Source organism: Streptomyces sp. CNH189 (assembly GCF_000527195.1).
On sequence record NZ_AZUS01000011.1, the window covers coordinates 137,387 to 156,773 of the forward strand.

Sequence of the window (19,387 nt, forward strand, 5' to 3'; positions counted from 1 at the left end):
CCGGTCAGTACGTGGGCAGGGTCCGGGGCCCGTGGTCGTCGCGGGCGGGCGGCGGGGCCAGGCGCACGGAGGCACCCAGGACGCTCACGCCGTGCGGGGCGACGACGACCGGCTCCAGGGTGACGGCGACGACCTCCGGATGGTCGTGGACCAGCCGCGACACCCGCAGCATCAGCTCCTCCAGCGCGGGAGTGTCGACGGGCGCCGAGCCGCGCCAGCCGAACAGGAGGGGCGCGGTGCGGATCGAGCGCACCAGCGAGGTCGCGTCCCGGTCGGTGACCGGGATCAGGCGGTGCGCCATGTCGCCCAGCAGCTGGGAGGCGGCCCCGGCGAGCCCGAACGACAGCACGGCGCCGGCCGCCGGGTCGATGACCGCGCGGACGACGGTGTCGACACCGCGCGGGGCCATCCGCTGCACCACGGGGCGCAGTTCCTCCGGACCGCCGAACAGCTCGGTCAGCTCGCCGTACGCCCGGCGCAGCTGCTCCTCGTCGGCCAGGTCCAGGCGGACGCCGCCCAGGTCGGCGCGGTGCCTCAGGTGGGGTGCGGTCGCCTTCAGGGCGACCGGGTAGCCGAGGGCGCGCGCGGCCTCGGCGGCGGCGTCCGGCGTGGGCGCGGGCAGGGCGCGGTGCACGTGGATGCCGTAGGCGGCGAGCAGTTCGCAGGTGGCGTCGGTGGTGAGGGTGAGGCCCTGGCCGCGGGAGAGCAGCCCCTCGATGAGGGAGGCGGCTCCGCGTTCGTCGATGTCCTCGTACTCGGGCACCTTGCCGGGGTCGGTGGCCTCGCGCCGCCACTGCCCGTAGGCCACGGCCTGCGCGAGCGCCCGTACGGCGCGCTCGGCGGCCGGGTAGGCGGGGATGAGGTGGGCGCCCTCGGGAGGGGGGACCGGCGCGGGGGGTGCCGCCGGCGCGAGGGGGTCGGCGTCCTGGGCCCCGGTGCCGCCGTCAGCCTCCGCGCCACCGTCCACCGCCGCGCCGCCGTCCGCCGGGACCGGGCCGAAGGCCGCGCCTGGCTGGGGTGCCGTGCTGGTCGCGGCGGACAGGGCCTCCGCGAGACCACCCAGCTCCACGTGGACCACGAGGACGGGCTTGGTCGGTGCCGCGGCGGCCGCCGAGCGCAGCGCCTCAGCGAGGGCGGCGTCGCCGACCGGGCCCTCCCCCACGGCCGGGATGGCGGTGACGACCACGGCGTCGGAGGTGTCGTCGGCCAGCGCGCGGGAGAGCGCGGCGTGGAAGTCCGCCGCCGAGGCGGCCGTCGAGAGGTCCTGCGGAGGGTGCGGGCGCAAACCCTCGGCGAGGCAGGCGTCGTAGGTGAGCAGGCCCAGGGACTCGGAGTTGCCGAGGATCGCCACCCGGGGCCCGGCCGGCAGCGGCTGGCGGGCGAGCAGCAGGCCCGCGTCGACCAGGTCGGTGATGGTGTCCACGCGGATCACCCCGGCCTGCCGCAGCAGCGCCGACACGGTCGCGTGGGGCAGCTGGGTCGCGCGGACGGCGTGCCCACGCGGTCCCGCTCCGTGACGCGCGCCCTGGACGACGACCAAGGGCTTGGCCGCGGCGGTGCGTCGGGCGAGGCGGGTGAACTTGCGGGGGTTGCCGATGGACTCCAGGTACATGAGGGTGACGTCGGTGTCGGCGTCCTCGTACCAGTACTGCAGGACGTCGTTGCCGGAGACGTCCGCGCGGTTGCCGGAGGAGACGAACGTGGAGACGCCCGTCACGCCCGTGACGCCGCCGCCGCGTCGGTGCAGGCGCGACAGCAGGGCGACCCCGATGGCGCCGGACTGGGCGAACAGTCCGATCCGGCCGGGGCGGGGCATGTCGGGGGCGAGCGAGGCGTTCAGCCGGACCTCGGGCGAGGTGTTGATGACGCCGAAGGAGTTCGGCCCGATGATCCGCATGCCGTAGCTGCGGGCCTGCCGGACCAGGGCGCGCTGGCGTTCCTTGCCCTCGGGGCCGGACTCGGCGTAGCCGGCGGAGACCACCACGAGCCCCTGGACGTCGTGCTCGCCGCACTCGGCGACCACCTCGGGGACCCGTTCGGCGGGCACCGCGACGACCGCCAGGTCCACGGGCCCGTCGATGTCACGCACCGAGCGGAAGGCGGGCACGCCGTCGAGTTCCTTCTGCCCCTCCGGCAGCGCCCCGTTCACGGCGTAGAGGCGGCCGGTGAACCCGGCGTCCCGGATGTTGTCGAGGATGCTGCGTCCCACGCCCCCGGGCATGCGGCCGGTGCCGATGACGGCCACCGCGCCGGGCGAGAGCAGCCGCTGCACCGAGCGCGCCTCCGCGCGCTGCTCGCGCGCGTACTGCACGGCGAGGGAGCGGTCGGTGGGTTCGAGGTCGAACTCCAGGCGCACGACGCCGTCCTCGAAGCTGCGCTTCTGGGTGTACCCGGCGTCGGTGAACACCTTGATCATCTTGGTGTTGGCGGGCAGCACCTCGGCGGCGAACCTGCGGATGCCGCGCTCGCGGGCGACGGCGGCGATGTGCTCCAGCAGGGCGGACGCGACGCCCCGGCCCTGATGGGCGTCCTGCACCAGGAAGGCGACCTCGGCCTCGTCGGCCTCCGCTCCGCTCGCGGGCCGGCCGCCGGCGCCGATGCGGTCGTAGCGCACGGTGGCGATGAACTCGCCGCCGATGGTCGCCGCGAGCCCCACCCGGTCCACGAAGTCGTGGTGGGTGAAGCGGTGGACGTCCTTGGCGGACAGCCGCGGGTAGGGGGCGAAGAAGCGGTAGTACTTCGACTCGTCCGACACCTGCTCGTAGAAGCTGACCAGCCGCTCGGCGTCGTCGGCCGTGATGGGGCGGATGCGCGCGGTGCCCCCGTCGCGCAGCACCACGTCGGCCTCCCAGTGGGCGGGGTACTCGTGGCGGTCCGACGAGGTCTGCATGGGCCCCAGACTACGGCTCGCGTCCGACGGTGGCGCGAGGCAGTCTGTGGTGGACGACCGCCGGGCCGAGGCCGCGGCCCGGGGGCCGCCGGAGCCGTTCCGGACGCCGCTCCGGGCACGCGCCACGATATGGAAGACTGGTCTAGACAACCCTGAACTGCGAAGGGCAGCAACACATGGCTGAGCGCCGCGTCAACGTCGGCTGGGCCGAGGGTCTCCACGCCCGCCCCGCCTCCATCTTCGTCCGGGCCGCCACGGCCGCAGGCGTCCCGGTGACGATCGCCAAGGCCGGGGGCACCCCCGTGAACGCGGCCTCGATGCTGGCCGTCCTGGGCCTGGGCGCCCAGGGCGGTGAGGAGATCGTCCTCGCCTCCGACGCCGAGGGCGCGGACGCCGCCCTGGACCGTCTGGCGAAGCTGGTCGCCGAGGGGCTCGAGGAGCTTCCCGAGACCGTCTGAGCACGAAGAGCCGCACGGACGACCGCGGGGGAATTCCCCCACGTCGGCCACACGGCATCGAAAGGCCCGTCCGGATCACCGGGCGGGCCTTTTGCATTTCTCTTTCCGGGCAGCAGAATTAGCCCCCACGAATTGCCCGCTCTTTGTATACGGGGCTCGTGTTAATGGCGCAGGCTCGGCATGTTTACGGGATGTTGCGAGTTCCTCACACGCTCCGCGCGTACGGCGCGCTCGGCGCCGGGGGCGAACCGCGGCCGGTGTCCGGCGCCCGCGTGCTCGGTGTGCAGCGCCGTGAGGGTGCGCGCCCGGTCGCCGTCGCCACGGGCCACGGCGTCCACGATCGCGCCGTGCTCCGCCCAGTACGCGACCGGATCCGCCGGCCCCTCGACCGCGTACATCCAGGCGATCTTGTGCCGCAGCTGGGTCAGCATCGAGGTCAGCGCGGGACTCCCCGAGGCCTGGGCGAGCGTCTCGTGGAACCAGCCGCCCAGCGAGCGCAGGTCGTCGCTGTTGCCCTGACGTGCGCGTTCCTGCCCCAGTCTGACCAGGCCGCGCAGCACCTTCAGATGGGCGTCGGTGCGCCGCTGGGCCGCCCGGGAGGCCCCGAGGGGCTCCAGGAGCTGGCGCATCTCCAGCAGGTCGGCGGCCTCCTGCTCGGTGGGCTCCGCGACGCACGCGCCCGCGTGCCGCCGGGTCACCACGAAGCCCTCGGCCTCCAGCGTGCGCAGCGCCTCGCGCACGGGGACGCGGGAGACGCCGTAGCGGCGGGCGAGCAGTTCCTCGGTCAGCCGGCCACCGCGCTCGTAGACACCGGCGACGATGTCGTCCCGGATCGCCGTGCACACCGAGTGCGCGGGAATACGCATGACCGACCTCCGCATTAATCCCCGTGAAACGTCGACGATTGACGTCCGTTCGTGACTCTATTGCAATCGGCGACAATTTCCGACGGCGGGCGGGAATCCATACATAATTTTTGGACAGACGGCGCTCGGGCGGATGGGCCCCGAAACGGCGAAAGCCCCGGCTCACGGGGAGCCGGGGCCGGGAGGGCGGACGTGCGCGCCCTGGACGTTCCCTTAGATGTTCACGCCGTGCGAACGGAGGTAGGCGACCGGGTCGAGGTCGGAGCCGTAGTCCGCTGACATGCGCGCCTCGAAGTGCAGGTGGGCGCCCGTGACGTTGCCGGTGGCGCCGGAGACGCCGATCTGCTGGCCCGCGGTGACCTCCTGGCCCACCGACACGGCGAGGGATGACAGGTGGGCGTACTGGGTGTAGGTGCCGTCGTGCATCTTGATCACGACCTGGTTCCCGTACGCGCCGCCCCAGCCGGCCTCGACGACGGTGCCGACGCCGACCGACTGGACGGGTGTGCCGCTCGCGGCGTGGAAGTCGATCCCGGTGTGGCTGCCGGACGACCAGATGGCGCCGCCGCTCTGGTAGGCCGTCGAGACGTAGGAGCCGGGGATCGGGGAGACGAAGGTGTTGAGGCGCTTGCGCTCGGCCTCGCGCGCGGCGCGCTCCTTCTCCGCACGGGCCTTCTCGGCCTCCTCGGCCGCCCGCTCCCGGGCCGCCTCCTCGGCGGCCTTGCGCGCGGCGGCCTCGGCCGCCTCACGGGCTGCCTCGTGCTGGGCGGCCGCCTGGGCGTCGACGCGGTCGGCGACCACGCCGCCCAACGTGACGACGGGGGTGAGGCCGGTCTGCGCCGCGGCGGGCTCGGCGGCGAGTGCGGGGGCCGCGAGCGAGCCGACGACGCCGGTGCCCGCGAGGGCCGCGACGCCCGCGGCGCGGGCGGTGCCGCGCTGGACGCGGCTGGGACGACGGTGCTTCCCGGTGGCGCGCGTGAACGCCATGTACAGGCTGTTCCTTTCCTTCCCTCTCGCCTACCGGGTTAGCTGACGGGTTCGGAGCAGGAAGGTCTCCTACGGACACCCTCGCGACACGCGCGGGCGTCCGATTCACCCCAGGGACTACAGGTGGGTCCCCGGCTCCCCTGGCTCGCGCCGTACGGGGACTCGGCGATGACTGTCCGGTGCCGCGGATGCGGCGCACTGCCCGACGAACAGCCCGCATGAAACTAAGCGGGGCGTCTCGCAATCCTCAAACGAATCCCGGTTTTTGTAGCGCATCCCACAGGGCAGACAGACAACCTCCGCCCCAATTCGGGCATAAGGGAGCCCCGGTGACGTTCCCGCCACCAGGGCTCCTCGCGCCCGCGCGTCGCGGCCGGTCCCTACTCGGCCGTCACGACGGTGACTTCACCGATTCCCAGGGCCTCCACGGGCGCCTTGATCTGCGCGGCGTCACCGACGAGGACGGTCACCAGGCGGTCCACCGGGAAGGCGTTCACCACCGCGGCCGTGGCCTCCACGGTGCCGGTCGCGGCCAACTGCCGGTACAGGTCGGCCTGGTAGTGGTCGGGCAGGTGCTGCTCGACCTGGTCGGCCAGGGTGCCGGCGACGGCCGCGGCCGTCTCGTACTTCAGCGGGGCGACCCCCACGAGGTTCTGCACCGCGACGTCGCGCTCCTCGTCGGTGAGACCCTCGGCGGCCAGCGTGCGCAGCACGGTCCACAGGTCGTCCAGCGCCGGGCCGGTGTTGGGGGTGTCGACCGAGCCGCTGATGGCCAGCATCGACGCGCCCGTGCCGTCCGGGGCCGACCGGAGTACCTGGCCGAACGCCCGCACGCCGTAGGTGTATCCCTTCTCCTCGCGCAGGACGCGGTCCAGGCGGGAGGTCAGGGTGCCGCCGAGGCAGTACGTGCCGAGCACCTGCGCGGGCCACACGCGGTCGTGCCGGTCCGGGCCGATGCGGCCGATGAGCAGCTGCGTCTGGACGGCGCCGGGCCGGTCCACGATGACGACGCGGCCGGAGTCGTCGGCGACCACCGGCGGCACGGGCCGCGGCTGGGCCTGCGAGCCGGTCCAGGCGCCCAGGGTGTCGGCGAGCAGCACGTCCAGGTCGATGCCGGTGAGGTCGCCGACCACCACGGCGGTGGCCGTGGCCGGGCGGACGTGCCTCTCGTAGAAGCCGCGCACGGCCGCGGAGTCGATGCGCTCGACGGTCTCCTCGGTGCCCTGGCGCGGGCGCGACATGCGCGCGCTCGCCGGGAAGAGCTCCTTGGCGAGCTCCTTCGCGGCACGGCGGGACGGGTTCGCCAGTTCGTGCGGGATCTCGTCGAGGCGGTTGCGGACCAGCCGTTCGACCTCGCTGTCGGCGAACGCGGGCGCCCGCAGCGCGTCGGCGACCAGCCCGAGGCCCTTGGCGAGCCGCGAGGCGGGGACCTCGAGGCTGAGGCGGACGCCGGGGTGGTCGGCGTGCGCGTCCAGGGTGGCGCCGCAGCGCTCCAGCTCGGCGGCGAACTCCTCGGCGGTGTGCTTGTCGGTGCCCTCGGAGAAGGCCCGCGCCATGATCGTGGCGACGCCGTCGAGACCGTCCGGCTCGGCGTCCAGGGGCGCCTCGAGGGACACCTCGACGGCGACGACCTGCTGGCCTGGGCGGTGGCAGCGCAGCACGGTCAGGCCGTTGTCGAGCGCACCGCGCTCGGGGGCCGGGAAGGCCCAGGGCTTGGCCTCGCCCGCCTGCGGCCGGGGGTGGAAGTCCATCGTGGCGAGCTCGGTCACTTCGCCGCCTCCTCGTTCTCGTCGGCGCCGGCGGCTGCGGCGGCTTCGTCGGTCTCGTCGGTGCCGTCGGTCGCGGCGGCTTCGTCGGTGCCGTCCGCGGCCTCCGGGGCGACGGGCTCGTAGACGAGCACCGCGCGGTTGTCGGGCCGCAGGCGGGCCTTGGCGACCTCCTGGACCTCCTCGGCCGTCACCTCCAGGACCCGGCTCACGGCCGTCAGGGCGAGCTGCGGGTCGCCGAACAGTACGGCGTAGCGGCACAGTTCGTCGGCGCGGCCCGCCACCGTGCCGAGCCGGTCCAGCCATTCGCGCTCCAGCTGGGCCTGGGCTCGCTCCATCTCCTCGTCGGTGGGGCCCTCCTCCGCGAACCGGGCGAGCTCCTCGTCGATGGCGGACTCGATGACCGGCACCTCCACGTCACCGGACGTCTTGACGTCCAGCCAGCCGAGCGACGGCGCACCGGCCAGCCGCAGCAGGCCGAACCCGGCCGCCACGGCCGTGCGGTCGCGCCGCACCAGCCGGTTGTAGAGCCGGGAGGACTCGCCGCCGCCGAGGATGGTGAGCGCCACGTCGGCCGCGTCGCTGGCGCGCGTGCCGTCCTCCGGGAGCCGGTAGGCGGCCATCAGCGCACGCGCGGGGACCTCCTCCTCGACGACCTCGCGCAGCTCCCCGCCCATGACGTCGGGCAGCGCGCCGTCACGCGGGGCGGGCTTGCCGTCGTGGGACGGGATGGAGCCGAAGTACCTCTCGATCCAGGCCAGCGTCTGCTCCGGGTCGATGTCACCGACCACCGACAGCACCGCGTTGTTCGGCGCGTAGTAGGTGCGGAAGAACTGGCGGGCGTCCTCCAGGGTCGCCGCGTCCAGGTCCGCCATCGACCCGATGGGCGTGTGATGGTACGGGTGGCCCTCCGGGTAGGCGAGGGCGGTGAGCTTCTCGAAGGCGGTGCCGTAGGGGACGTTGTCGTACCGCTGGCGGCGCTCGTTCTTCACGACGTCCCGCTGGTTCTCCATGGACTCCTCGTCCAGGGCGGTCAGCAGGGAGCCCATGCGATCGGCCTCCAGCCAGAGGGCGAGCTCCAGCTGGTGGGTCGGCATGGTCTCGAAGTAGTTGGTGCGCTCGAAGCTGGTGGTGCCGTTCAGCGAGCCGCCGGCGCCCTGGACCAGTTCGAAGTGTCCGTTGCCCTTCACCTGGGCCGACCCCTGGAACATCAGGTGCTCGAAAAGGTGAGCCAGGCCGGTGCGTCCCTTGACCTCGTGCCGTGAGCCGACGTCGTACCAGAGGCACACCGCGGCGACCGGGGTCAGGTGGTCCTCGGAGAGCACCACGCGCAGGCCGTTGGCCAGGCGGTGTTCGGTCGCTGTCAGGCCTCCGGAGCCTGCCTGGGCTGTGGCCGTGTGACCCATGGGCATGTACGTCCCTTCGATCGCGGAGGCGGTCGTCGTCGACACCGCCCGTTTCTGCCGGTCCTGCCACTGTATGCAAGCGCGCGGACGGTCGGCGGAGTTCCCGCCCCGGGCGGCTACGCCGAGAGCGAGAACCTGGTGGGACGGGTGGTACGGGGGTGTGCGGTGGGGCACGACGGGGCGCGGGCGGGCCCGCACTCTCCGTGCACGGGCGTGCGCCGTGGGGCGTTGGGGGGGTGGGGTGCGGGCTGCGTAGCCAGAGGCGCCGCGCGAGGTGCGGACGGCGACGCTCGGCGCGGCTTGGGGTCACGGTGGGGGTCGCGCGAGGCGCCGGCACCGGCCCTCGGGGGCCCGAGGCGGGCTCGTGGGCGTCCCGTGCCGCTGCCCAAGGCGCGTGCCCGGTACGGGAGGTCGTGGTCCCGGGCGGCGGGCCGGCCGCCCCCCGCGGCAACGCCCCCGCGGGACGTGCGCGGGCCGCGCGGCGTACCCTGCTCGCGCCGCCGCACCGCGTCGAACAGGGCTGCCGGACCCGGGTCCTGGTCCCGCCCTGTCAGTGCGAAGGTCCACAATGGTCCGCGTCAGATCCCGTCCACGCTTCAGCAAGGAGCCGGCAGCGATGGCCCGCCGCAGCACGAAGACCCCGCCGCCCGACGACCCGTTCGAGGAGAAGATCCTCGACATCGACGTCGTCGACGAGATGCAGGGCTCCTTCCTCGAGTACGCGTACTCGGTCATCTACTCCCGCGCCCTGCCCGACGCGCGTGACGGTCTCAAGCCGGTGCACCGCCGCATCGTCTACCAGATGAACGAGATGGGTCTGCGCCCCGAGCGCGGGTACGTGAAGTGCGCCCGCGTCGTCGGCGAGGTCATGGGCAAGCTGCATCCGCACGGCGACGCGTCGATCTACGACGCCCTGGTCCGCATGGCCCAGTCGTTCTCCATGCGCGTGCCCCTGGTCGACGGCCACGGCAACTTCGGCTCCCTGGGCAACGACGACCCGCCGGCCGCCATGCGGTACACCGAGTGCCGGATGACCGAGGCCACGAGCCTCATGACGGAGTCCATCGACGAAGACACGGTCGACTTCGCGCCGAACTACGACGGCCAGGAGCAGGAACCGGTGGCGCTGCCCGCCGCGTTCCCGAACCTCCTGGTCAACGGCGCGTCGGGCATCGCCGTCGGTATGGCCACCAACATGCCGCCGCACAACCTGCGTGAGGTCGTCGCCGCCGCGCGGCACCTGATCCGGTACCCGAACGCCGACCTCGACGCGCTGATGAAGCACGTCCCCGGCCCCGACCTGCCCACCGGCGGCCGGATCGTCGGCCTCTCCGGCATCCGGGACGCCTACGAGAGCGGCCGCGGCACGTTCAAGATCCGCGCCACGGTGACCGTGGAGGACGTGACGGCCCGCCGCAAGGGCCTGGTCGTCACCGAGCTGCCGTTCTCGGTCGGCCCGGAGAAGGTGATCGCCAAGATCAAGGACCTGGTCGGGTCGAAGAAGCTCCAGGGCATCGCCGACGTCAAGGACCTGACCGACCGCGCGCACGGACTGCGTCTGGTCATCGAGATCAAGAACGGCTTCGTGCCGGAGGCCGTGCTGGAGCAGCTGTACAAGCTGACGCCGATGGAGGAGTCCTTCGGCATCAACAACGTGGCGCTGGTCGACGGCCAGCCGCTCACCCTCGGCCTCAAGGAGCTGCTGGAGGTCTACCTCGACCACCGCTTCAACGTGGTGCGCCGGCGTTCGGAGTTCCGCCGCGGCAAGAAGCGCGACCGGCTGCACCTGGTCGAGGGTCTGCTCACGGCCCTGGTCGACATCGACGAGGTCATCCGCCTCATCCGCTCCAGCGACAACTCCGCGCAGGCCAAGCAGCGGCTGATCGAGCGCTTCTCGCTGAGCGACGTCCAGACGCAGTACATCCTGGACACGCCGCTGCGCCGCCTCACCAAGTACGACCGGATCGAGCTGGAGGGCGAGAAGGACCGGCTGACCGCGGAGATCGAGGAGCTCACCCGCATCCTCGACTCGGACGCGGAGCTGCGCAAGCTGGTCTCCGCCGAACTGGCCTCCGTAGCCAAGAAGTTCGGCAACGACCGCCGCACGCTGCTGCTGGAGTCGGCCGGCACCCCGGCAGCGGTGCCGCTGCAGGTGGCGGACGACCCGTGCCGTGTGCTGCTGTCGTCCACGGGGCTGCTGGCGCGCACCGCCGACGACCGGCCGCTCGGCGGCGCCTCCGCCGCCAAGCGGGTCAAGCACGACGTGATCGTCTCGGCGGTCCCGGCCACGGCGCGCGGCGAGATCGGCGTGGTCACCTCGTCCGGCCGGCTGCTCCGGGTGAACGTGGTCGACCTGCCGACGCTCCCGGAGTCGATGCCGACACCCAGCCTGTCGGGCGGCGCGCCGCTGGCGGAGTTCGTGTCCCTGGAGGACGACGAGCAGGTGATGTGCCTGACCACGCTCGACGAGTCCTCGCCCGGACTGGCGATCGGCACCCAGCAGGGCGTGGTCAAGCGGGTGGTGCCCGACTATCCCTCCAACAAGGAGGAGCTGGAGGTCATCGGCCTCAAGGACGGCGACCGGATCGTCGGCGCGGTCGAGCTGCGCACCGGCGAGGAGGACCTGGTCTTCATCACCGACGACGCCCAGTTGCTGCGCTACCAGGCGGCGCAGGTGCGCCCGCAGGGGCGGCCCGCGGGCGGTATGACGGGCATCAAGCTCACCGACGGCGCGAAGGTCATCAGTTTCACGGCGGTCGATCCGGCGGTGGACGCGGTGGTGTTCACGGTGGCGGGATCGCGGGGCACGCTGGACGACTCGGTCCAGACGACGGCCAAGCTGACCCCGTTCGACCAGTACCCGCGCAAGGGCCGGGCCACCGGCGGTGTGCGCTGCCAGCGGTTCCTGAAGGGCGAGGACTGCCTGTCCCTGGCCTGGGCGGGCCCGGCACCGGCGCGCGCCGCGCAGAAGAACGGCACCGCGGTGGACCTCCCGGAGCCCGACCCGCGCCGGGACGGCTCGGGCGTGTCCCTGCCGAAGACGGTGTCCGTGGTGGCCGGTCCGGTCTAGGCCGCCGGGTCCTCCGCCTCCTGGACGTAGCGCAGGACGCCCCACATGCCGGCCTCGTCGGCGTGTGGGGCGCCGTCGCTCACACATCCGTCCAGCGCGCCGCGCAGGGCGCCGGTGTCGAGGCCGGTGCCGATCAGCACGAGCTGCGTCGCACGCCCGGCGCCGGCCGGCCACGGCTCCGGGTAGAAGCGCAGGAAACGGCCGACGGCGTGCACGGCGTACCGGTTGCGCACGTCGTACGGCCCGAAGTCGACGTACCCCTTGATGCGGTACAGCCCCTGCGGCCTGCTGTCGAGGAACGCGATGAGCCGACGCGGGTCGAGGGGCTGCCCGGACTCGAACGACAGGCTGTCGTACCCGGCGTGCAGATGGGTGTGCTGGCCATGCTCGCGGTCGTCGCGGTGGAGGTCGTCGAAGGACAGCTGCCCGACGCGCTCCTCGCTCGGCCGGCAGTCGAAGAGGAACTCGGGGTCGACGCGGCCGTGCGTGGCGGGCACCACGGCGGCGCGGTCGACGAGGTCACCGACCGTCTTCAGCACGGGCTCCGGGTCGTCCACCCGGTCGATCTTGTTCACGACCACCAGATCGGCGAGCGCCAGGTGCCGGTCGATGCCGGGGTGCGCGGACCGGGTGTCGTCGAACTCGGCGGCGTCGACGACCTCGACGAGTCCGCCGTAGACGATGTCCGGCAGTTCGCTGGCGAGGACCATGCGGACGAGTTCCTGCGGTTCGGCGAGACCGCTGGCCTCGATGACGATGACGTCGATCCCGGCGGAGGGCCGGGCGAGCCGCTCGAGGTACTCGTCCAGTTCACTCGCGTCGACGGCACAGCACAGGCAGCCGTTGCCGAGGGACACGGTGGAGTCGCCGAGCGCCCCGGCGACGGCCATCGCGTCGATCTCGACGGCTCCGAAGTCGTTCACGATCGCGCCGATACGGCTGCCGCCGCTGCGGTGGAGGAGGTGGTTGAGCAAGGTGGTCTTCCCCGAGCCGAGGAATCCGGCCAGGACGACCACCGGAATCTGCCGCCCGCTGCTCTCCGACACACGACCCCTCTCACACCTGTGCGCACACCGGCTCGCTGACGGCGTGCGCACGGACGAACGACTGACGCTCCAGGATACGAGTACCCGTCGCGACCCCGAAGTGAACGATTGTTAGCAGCATTCGCGGGGCAGACGTTGGACAAGGCGCCGGATTGTGCGACCCTCGCTTCCCTCCGTGCGCCTCCTCTCCGCCTTCCCGCCGATCAGAGCCGCTCGGCACCCTGGAAGGCGGCTAGCGCCGCCCACCGCTCGCCGGTTCCCTACAGTCGACCCACCACCCGACGACCGGCGGACGGCGGCCTGATCGGGGGTATTTGACATGGGCACAAAGAGCGTGGGGCTGCGGAGGTTCCAGTCGGCCACCGCGGCCGGGCTGGGGATGGTCGCGGGCGTGATCGCTGCCGTGGCAGCACAGCGGAACGCGTTGGACGCCATCAACCGGCGGCTGGAGCAGTTGGAGGAACAAGCTAACAACCAACAGAGGGCCAACCTGGCCATGCAGCAGCGTCAGCACTGGGAACTGTTGAGCAAGGCAATCGATGATCCCGAACTCGCAGAAGTGCTCGACCTCTACGAGGCGCCCGTCAGCGAACAGAGGCGTCGTCAGTATCTGTTCGCCAACGCTCTCTACACGAATCTGCTGTGTTATCACCGCATCGGCAACTTCACACTGGACGAGTTCTTCAAACACGCTCGAGCCATGTTCCAGAACCCGATCGTCAGGGACTACTGGGAGATCACGCGACACAATCGCGACAGCTTGAAGGGGACTGAGGAAGCCAGGCTGGGTCGGCTCATCGACGACTATTTGCTGCAACTGGACGAGGCAGACACCGACGAGTGGTGGGTGGTGGGGAGTCCACCCACCGATTCGTGACCTATACGTCCGGGATGTCGTGCTTCGCCTTGATCAAGGTCTCCCGGGTAATCATAACGATGCGCTCGTAATCAGCACGTGCTGCATCTGGCGGCAGTTGCGTTTCCAGCGAATCAGTAACGTCCGTACCAATGACGGCGAAATTTCCATCAGCCAACTCGAAAAGGTCGGGGCAGGTTGCCCCGGTGGCACTGCCTCGAAGACGCGGAGCGACGCCGAGACGGCGAACGATCTGACTCACTGACTTCCTCTGTTCTCTTGGCACGAGCACAGTGCTCGGTGCCGCGCGACGCGCGAGCGTATTTTGGCAGGTTCGCCCCGCATTGAAAAACCGACGCACGGATATGACCCGTAAGGGCGGATGCGTGCGAAGAATCGATACTCGGCCACATTCTCGGCATACGTCGCCAGAGCAAGCGTCCGGGTCGAGCGGTGCTGGAGGCGCGGGGGGGGCCGACAAGGCGCCGCAGGCGAACTCAGGTTAGGCTCACCTGTGTGAGTAGCACGTGCTCAACCGTCTCCCGCGAGCTCGACGAGCCCGTCGCGGGAACCGCGGCCACCGCGACGACCTGGCTGCTGCTGGAGCAGCCCGGCCCGTGGGGTGCCAAGGCGCTCACGTCGAGCCACCTGGACCCCGCGCTGGGCCGCGCCCTGGAAGCCTCCGCGAAGGGCACGGGCGTACGCATCGCCCTCATCAGGCGCCCCGGACGCCACGCGGACAGCCGCATGCCCGCCTCACGCCACGTGTACGTGGCCCACACCGTGCCGGGCAACGTCTGGTTCCACGAGGCCACCACCGCCGAGCCCGCCCGCCTGCTCGACCTCGACTTCCCGGCCCTCGGCCGAGGCGACGCCGCCGGCTTCGGCTCGGTGCTCGGCGGGGTCCCCCACCAGGGCGATCCCCTCGCCCTCGTCTGCACCAACGGCAAGCGCGACCGCTGCTGCGCCCTGCTCGGCAGGCCCCTGGCGGCCGAGCTGGCCTCATCCGGTGTCGAGGGCGTCTGGGAGGTCACCCACCTGGGCGGTCACCGCTTCTCCCCCACCGTGCTCGTGCTGCCGTACGGCTACGCGTACGGCAGGGCGGAGGCGCACACCGTCAAGGAGGTGCTGCACGGCGCCCGCGAGGGCCGGATCGTCACCGAGGCCTGCCGGGGCGGCTCCGCCTGGGAGCGCCCCGGTCAGGCGGCCGAACTGGCCGTACGGCGTGCCGTGCGCGAGGACGCCGCGCAGGCACTGAGCATCGTGCGCACCGAGGGCGCCGCGCCCCGCTGGGAAGTGACCGTCGCCCATGCGGACGGGCGGCGCTGGCGGGTGGAGGTCGTCCAGGGGGCGTCCCTGCCGCCCCGGCCGGAGAGCTGCGGCTCGGTGCTGGGTTCACCGGCGCGGATGGACGTCGTGGCCGTCCGCGAGCTGACCACGGCGGCCCTGGCGGGCTGACCGCCCGGGCGGGCCGGCACCCCGGGAGAAGAACGTCACACCCGCTACGGCACTCCCGCCTCCCCCACGTACCGTCGGGGCATGCCCTCCACAGCCCCCGCCCGCCGTCTGCGCCTCGGCCTCCCGCGGCGGGTGTTCTCCCAGGTCCTGCTGATGCAGGTGGCGATCGCCGCCGGGGTCGCGGTGCTGGCGACCGGCCTGTTCCTCGCACCGCTCGGGGAGCAGCTGGACGACCAGGCGATGCGCCGCGCCCTCGCGATCGCGCAGACCACCGCCCAGCAGCCCGGGATCGTGGAGGATCTGCGCGCCACGGAGCCGACGCCCGACGGACCGGTGCAACGGGAGGCGGAGCGGATCCGGCGGGCCACCGGCGCGGAGTACGTCGTGATCCTCGACCGGCGGGGCGTGCGCTGGTCGCACACCGACCCGGAGCGGATCGGCGGTCCGGTGTCGACCGACCCGAGCGAGGCGCTGGCCGGCCGCGAGGTCATGGAGATCGACGAGGGCACCCTCGGACGCTCCGCACGCGGCAAGGTCCCGCTGAGGGACGCGGACGGCGAGGTCGTCGGCGCGGTCTCGGTCGGCATCGCCTACGACAGCGTCCGGGCCCGGCTGATCCACGCGATCCCCGGCCTGCTCGCGTACGCGGGTGGTGCCCTGGCGGTGGGTGCGCTCGCGGCCTGGCTGATCTCCCGGCGGGTCCAGCGGCAGACGCGTGACCTGGCGTTCTCGGACATCGCCGCGCTGCTCGCGGAGCGCGAGGCGATGCTGCACGGTATCCGGGAGGGTGTCGTGGCGCTGGACCGCACCGGCCGCGTCCGTCTGCTCAACGACGAGGCGCAGCGGCTGCTCGGCATCGGTGAGGAGGCGGTCGGCAGCTCGCCCGACGAGGCACTGGGGCGGGGCCGTACCGCGGACGTGCTGGCCGGGCGGGTGGGCGGCACCGATCTGCTCACCGTCCGCGGGCACCGCGTGCTGGTCGCGAACCGTATGCCGACCGACGACGGCGGCGCGGTGGCGACCCTGCGCGACCGGACCGAGCTGGACCAGCTGAGCCGGGAGCTCGACTCCACGCGCGGGCTGATCGACGCGCTGCGCGCCCAGGACCACGAGCACGCGAACCGCATGCACACCCTGCTGGGGCTGCTGGAGCTGGAGATGTACGACGACGCGGTGGAGTTCGTCGGCGAGGTGGTGGGCGAGCACCGGGCGACGTCGGAGCAGGTCACCGAGAAGATCCGGGACCCGCTGCTGGCGGCGCTGCTGGTGGGCAAGGCGACGGTGGCGGCCGAGCGCGGTGCGGCACTGCGGGTGTCGGACCGGACCGGCCTGCCGGACCGTCTGGTCGACCCGCGTGGTCTGGTGACCGTCGTGGGGAACCTGGTGGACAACGCGCTGGACGCCGTCGCCGGCACCCCGGACGCGCGCGTGGAGGTCGAGTTGCGCACCGAGGGCCGTACGGCGGTGCTCGTGGTGCGGGACACCGGTCCGGGGATCCCGCCCGAGCGGCGTGAGCTGATCTTCACCGAGGGCTGGTCCACCAAGGAGCCGCCCGGGCACCGCGGGCGCGGCATCGGACTGCCGCTGGTGCGTCGGCTCGCCCACCGGCACGGAGGCAGCGCGCGCGTGGGCGAGGCGCCGGGCGGGGGCGCCGAGTTCACCGTCGTGCTGCCCGAGGCCCTGGCGGAGCCGGACGCGCGGGCAGCCCTCACCGGAGCCCAGGTCCGGCCCACCGAAGCGGAGGAGGCGCGATGATCGAGGTGCTTGTCGTGGACGACGACGTGCGGGTGGCGCGGGTCAACGCGGCGTACGTCGACAAGGTGCCCGGCTTTCGGGCCGTGACCCCGGCGCACAGCGCGGCCGAGGCGCTCGACCGCGTGGAGACGCTCCCCCGGGTGGACCTCGTCCTGATGGACCACTACCTGCCCGACGAGACGGGCCTGGAGGTGGTCCGGGAGATGCGCCGGCGCGGCCACCAGGCGGACGTGATCATGGTGACGGCGGCCCGGGACGTCTCGACGGTGCAGGCGGCGATGCGGCACGGCGCGCTGCAGTACCTGGTCAAGCCGTTCGCGTTCGCCGGGCTGCGCGGCAAGCTGGAGGCGTACGCGCGGCTGCGCCGCACCCTGGACGGCGGCGGCGAGGCCGAACAGGCCGAGGTGGACCGCATCTTCGGCGCCCTGTCGGAGTCGACCGGGCCGCCGCAGCTCCCCAAGGGCCACTCCCCCACCACGGCGGAGCTCGTACGACAGGCGCTGATGGCCGCCGGAAGCCCGCTGTCGGCCCAGGAGATCGCCGAACGCACGGGAGTGAGCCGGCAGACCGCCCAGCGCTATCTGAAGCTCCTGGAGTGCACGGGACGGGCCACGCTGACCCTGCGCTACGGCGACGCGGGCCGCCCGGAACACCGTTACGTGTGGGCGACCCGCGCCTGAGGCACGGCTCGTGGGGGCGGGGGAAGGAAACCGTGCCTTCCCCCTCATACGGATGTCGGCACCGTACGTCTCCGGGCCCCGGAGTTCCTTCTACGCCGCGCCCGCGCCCGTCAGCGAGCGCACCTCGGTCTCCGCGTACCGGGCCTCGTCGGGCACCTCGGGGGAGGTGACCGTGCCGAGCCAGCCCGCGAGGAAGCCCAGCGGGATGGAGACCAGGCCCGGGTTCTGCAGCGGGAAGAGCTGGAAGTCGGCCTCGGGGAAAAGGGAGTCGGGGCTGCCGGACACCACCGGGGACAGCAGCACCAGCACGACCGCCGGGATGAGGCCGCCGTAGACGGACCACACGGCGCCGCGCGTGGTGAAGCCGCGCCAGAACAGTGAGTAGAGCAGCACGGGCAGGTTCGCGGAGGCGGCCACGGCGAAGGCGAGGCCCACCAGGAACGCCACGTTGAGGTCGCGGGCGAGCAGGCCGAGGGCGATCGCGACCACGCCGATACCGACGGCGGCGACGCGCGCGACGGCCACCTCGCTGCGCGGCTTGCCGCCCGGGCGGCGCAGCGAGGCGTACAGGTCGTGGGCCACGGACGCCGAGGAGGCGAGGGTGATCCCGGCGACCACGGCGAGGATCGTGGCGAAGGCGACCGCGGCGACGACCGCGAAGAGCACCGTGCCGCCCGTGGTGCCGGCGCCGCCGCCGAGGTCGAGCGCGAGCAGCGGGACCGCCGTGTTCCCCGACGCGTGCGAGGCGCGCACGGCGTCCGGGCCGATGAGGGCGGCGGCACCGAAGCCGAGCACGATCGTCATCAGGTAGAAGCCGCCGATGAGCCCGATCGCCCAGACCACCGAACGCCGGGCGGCCCGCGCGGTGGGGACGGTGTAGAAGCGGGACAGGATGTGCGGCAGGCCCGCCGTGCCCAGGACCAGCGCGATTCCGAGGCTGATGAAGTCGAAACGGGCGGTCCAGTCGCCGCCGTAGGCGAGGCCGGGGGCGAGGAACGCGTCGCCGTGGCCGCTGCGTTCGGCGGCGGTGTGCAGCATGCGGTTGATGTCGCCGTGGAAGCGCAGCAGGACGAGGACGGTCAGGGTGATGGTGCCGCCGAGCAGCAGGACCGCCTTGACGATCTGGATCCAGGTGGTGGCGCGCATGCCGCCGAGCGACACGTAGATCACCATGAGCGCGCCGACGCCGACGACGGTCCAGGCCTGTACGGCCTCTCCGGTGCCGCCGAGCAGCAGCGCTACCAGGCTGCCCGCGCCGACCATCTGCGCCACCAGGTACAGCACCGAGACGGTGACGGAGGAGGTGCCGGCGGCGATGCGCACCGGCCGCTCCCGCATGCGGGCGGCGACCACGTCGGCGAGGGTGAACCGCCCGCAGTTGCGCACCAGTTCGGCGACCAGGAACAGGACGACGAGCCAGGCCACGAGGAAGCCGACGGAGTAGAGCATCCCGTCGTAGCCGACGAGGGCGATGAGTCCGGAGATGCCGAGGAAGGAAGCGGCGGACATGTAGTCGCCCGCGATGGCAAAACCATTTTCCAGGGGCGAGAAGAGGCGTCCGCCCGCGTAGAACTCCTCGGCGGAGCCCTGCCGGTGACGGCTCACCCAGGTGGTGATGCCGAGGGTGACGGCGACGAACACGCTGAACAGCAGCAGTGCGGTGGTCTGGTGGTCGGTGGTCACGCCGCACCGCCTCTGCCGCGCGCCAGCTCCTGGGTGTCCCAGCGCAGTTCCAGCGCGGCCCGGTCGCGCCGCAGCCGGGCGTGGCGCACGTAGGCCCAGGTGAGCAGGAAGGTGGTGAGGAACTGGCCGAGTCCCGCGAGCATGCCCACGTTCACCGCGCCGGCGACGGGGCGTGCCATCAGCCCGGGCGCAGTGGTGGCGGTCACGACGTACGCGACGTACCAGACGAGGAAGGCGAGGGCCCCGGGGACCACGAAGCGCCGGTAGCGGCCGCGTACTTCCTGGAAGGCCGCGCTGCGCTGCACCTCGAGGTAGATGTCGGCCGCCGGCACGGAGTCCCGCCCGGGCCGCCGCGGTGGTGCTTCCGCCGCTCCCGTCGCCTCGGCCGACTCGCCCCAGCCCGAGGCCAGGGCGTCGTACCAGGGATCGTCGTAGGTCACGTCCCCCGCATTGCTTCGCTGCATGC

15 protein-coding genes and 1 riboswitch are annotated in these 19,387 nt (G+C 72.6%); of the genes, 6 read left to right on the forward strand and 9 right to left on the reverse strand.

The annotated features are described in order from the left end of the window. Positions 1 to 4 precede the first annotated feature (4 nt). Positions 5 to 2,890: a GNAT family N-acetyltransferase gene (locus tag B100_RS0116925; RefSeq protein WP_024885618.1), complete on the reverse strand. Its 2,886-nt coding sequence runs from the start codon at positions 2,888 to 2,890 to the stop codon at positions 5 to 7. 176 nt (positions 2,891 to 3,066) lie between these two features. Here B100_RS0116925 and B100_RS0116930 point away from each other — a divergent pair, with 176 nt between their 5' ends. Continuing rightward, positions 3,067 to 3,348, forward strand: coding sequence for an HPr family phosphocarrier protein (locus B100_RS0116930; RefSeq protein ID WP_006136411.1), 282 nt, complete (start codon positions 3,067 to 3,069; stop codon positions 3,346 to 3,348). Positions 3,349 to 3,509: 161 nt separating this feature from the next. Here B100_RS0116930 and B100_RS0116935 read toward each other — a convergent pair whose 3' ends face one another. The 4 genes from B100_RS0116935 to B100_RS0116950 all read right to left on the reverse strand — a co-directional run bounded on the left by B100_RS0116935 (position 3,510) and on the right by B100_RS0116950 (position 8,373). Then, complete coding sequence (locus B100_RS0116935) at positions 3,510 to 4,214, reverse strand: GntR family transcriptional regulator (RefSeq protein ID WP_024885619.1); 705 nt, start codon at positions 4,212 to 4,214, stop codon at positions 3,510 to 3,512. Between the two features lie 213 nt (positions 4,215 to 4,427). Beyond that, positions 4,428 to 5,201: a M23 family metallopeptidase gene (locus B100_RS0116940; RefSeq protein ID WP_024885620.1), complete on the reverse strand. Its 774-nt coding sequence runs from the start codon at positions 5,199 to 5,201 to the stop codon at positions 4,428 to 4,430. 12 nt (positions 5,202 to 5,213) lie between these two features. Beyond that, positions 5,214 to 5,379: riboswitch (cyclic di-AMP (ydaO/yuaA leader) on the reverse strand. A gap of 202 nt (positions 5,380 to 5,581) precedes the next feature. Beyond that, positions 5,582 to 6,970, reverse strand: a complete 1,389-nt coding sequence (locus tag B100_RS0116945; RefSeq protein ID WP_024885621.1) for a M16 family metallopeptidase — start codon at positions 6,968 to 6,970, stop codon at positions 5,582 to 5,584. Then, positions 6,967 to 8,373 (reverse strand): M16 family metallopeptidase, encoded by a 1,407-nt coding sequence (locus B100_RS0116950; RefSeq protein WP_024885622.1) that lies wholly within the window; start codon positions 8,371 to 8,373, stop codon positions 6,967 to 6,969. The genes B100_RS0116945 and B100_RS0116950 overlap by 4 nt, the downstream gene beginning before the upstream one ends. 616 nt (positions 8,374 to 8,989) lie before the next feature. Between B100_RS0116950 and B100_RS0116955 the strand changes: the two genes are divergently transcribed. Continuing rightward, entirely contained in the window at positions 8,990 to 11,443 is a 2,454-nt protein-coding gene (locus B100_RS0116955; protein WP_024885623.1) for a DNA topoisomerase IV subunit A, read from the forward strand. Here B100_RS0116955 and B100_RS0116960 read toward each other — a convergent pair. Continuing rightward, on the reverse strand, positions 11,440 to 12,489 hold the full coding sequence (locus tag B100_RS0116960; protein WP_024885624.1) for a CobW family GTP-binding protein: 1,050 nt from the start codon (positions 12,487 to 12,489) through the stop codon (positions 11,440 to 11,442). The two genes, B100_RS0116955 and B100_RS0116960, sit on opposite strands and share 4 nt — an antisense overlap. A 319-nt stretch (positions 12,490 to 12,808) precedes the next feature. On the opposite strand from B100_RS0116960, the gene B100_RS0116965 reads away from it, so the two are divergent. Beyond that, entirely contained in the window at positions 12,809 to 13,366 is a 558-nt protein-coding gene (locus B100_RS0116965) for a DUF6082 family protein (protein WP_024885625.1), read from the forward strand. 1 nt (position 13,367) lies between these two features. On the opposite strand, the gene B100_RS35580 is transcribed toward B100_RS0116965, so the two are convergent. Beyond that, a complete protein-coding gene (locus tag B100_RS35580; RefSeq protein WP_078540963.1) occupies positions 13,368 to 13,607 on the reverse strand; it encodes a hypothetical protein in 240 nt (79 codons plus the stop codon). Between the two features lie 254 nt (positions 13,608 to 13,861). Between B100_RS35580 and B100_RS0116970 the strand changes: the two genes are divergently transcribed. From B100_RS0116970 to B100_RS0116980, 3 genes are all read left to right on the forward strand, one after another. Further along, positions 13,862 to 14,803: a sucrase ferredoxin gene (locus B100_RS0116970; RefSeq protein WP_024885626.1), complete on the forward strand. Its 942-nt coding sequence runs from the start codon at positions 13,862 to 13,864 to the stop codon at positions 14,801 to 14,803. Positions 14,804 to 14,884: 81 nt separating this feature from the next. Beyond that, complete coding sequence (locus B100_RS0116975) at positions 14,885 to 16,558, forward strand: sensor histidine kinase (protein ID WP_024885627.1); 1,674 nt, start codon at positions 14,885 to 14,887, stop codon at positions 16,556 to 16,558. Next, entirely contained in the window at positions 16,555 to 17,238 is a 684-nt protein-coding gene (locus B100_RS0116980) for a response regulator (protein WP_024885628.1), read from the forward strand. The genes B100_RS0116975 and B100_RS0116980 overlap by 4 nt, the downstream gene beginning before the upstream one ends. Positions 17,239 to 17,328: 90 nt before the next feature. Here the strand turns inward: B100_RS0116980 and B100_RS0116985 are convergent, their stop codons facing one another. Together B100_RS0116985 and B100_RS0116990 are read right to left on the reverse strand one after the other, a co-directional pair. Beyond that, a complete protein-coding gene (locus B100_RS0116985) occupies positions 17,329 to 18,921 on the reverse strand; it encodes a sodium/solute symporter (protein ID WP_024885629.1) in 1,593 nt (530 codons plus the stop codon). Further along, the gene (locus B100_RS0116990) at positions 18,918 to 19,385 is read right to left on the reverse strand and encodes a DUF485 domain-containing protein (protein WP_078540965.1); all 468 of its coding nucleotides are present in this window, start codon (positions 19,383 to 19,385) and stop codon (positions 18,918 to 18,920) included. The genes B100_RS0116985 and B100_RS0116990 overlap by 4 nt, the downstream gene beginning before the upstream one ends. Positions 19,386 to 19,387: the final 2 nt, after the last annotated feature.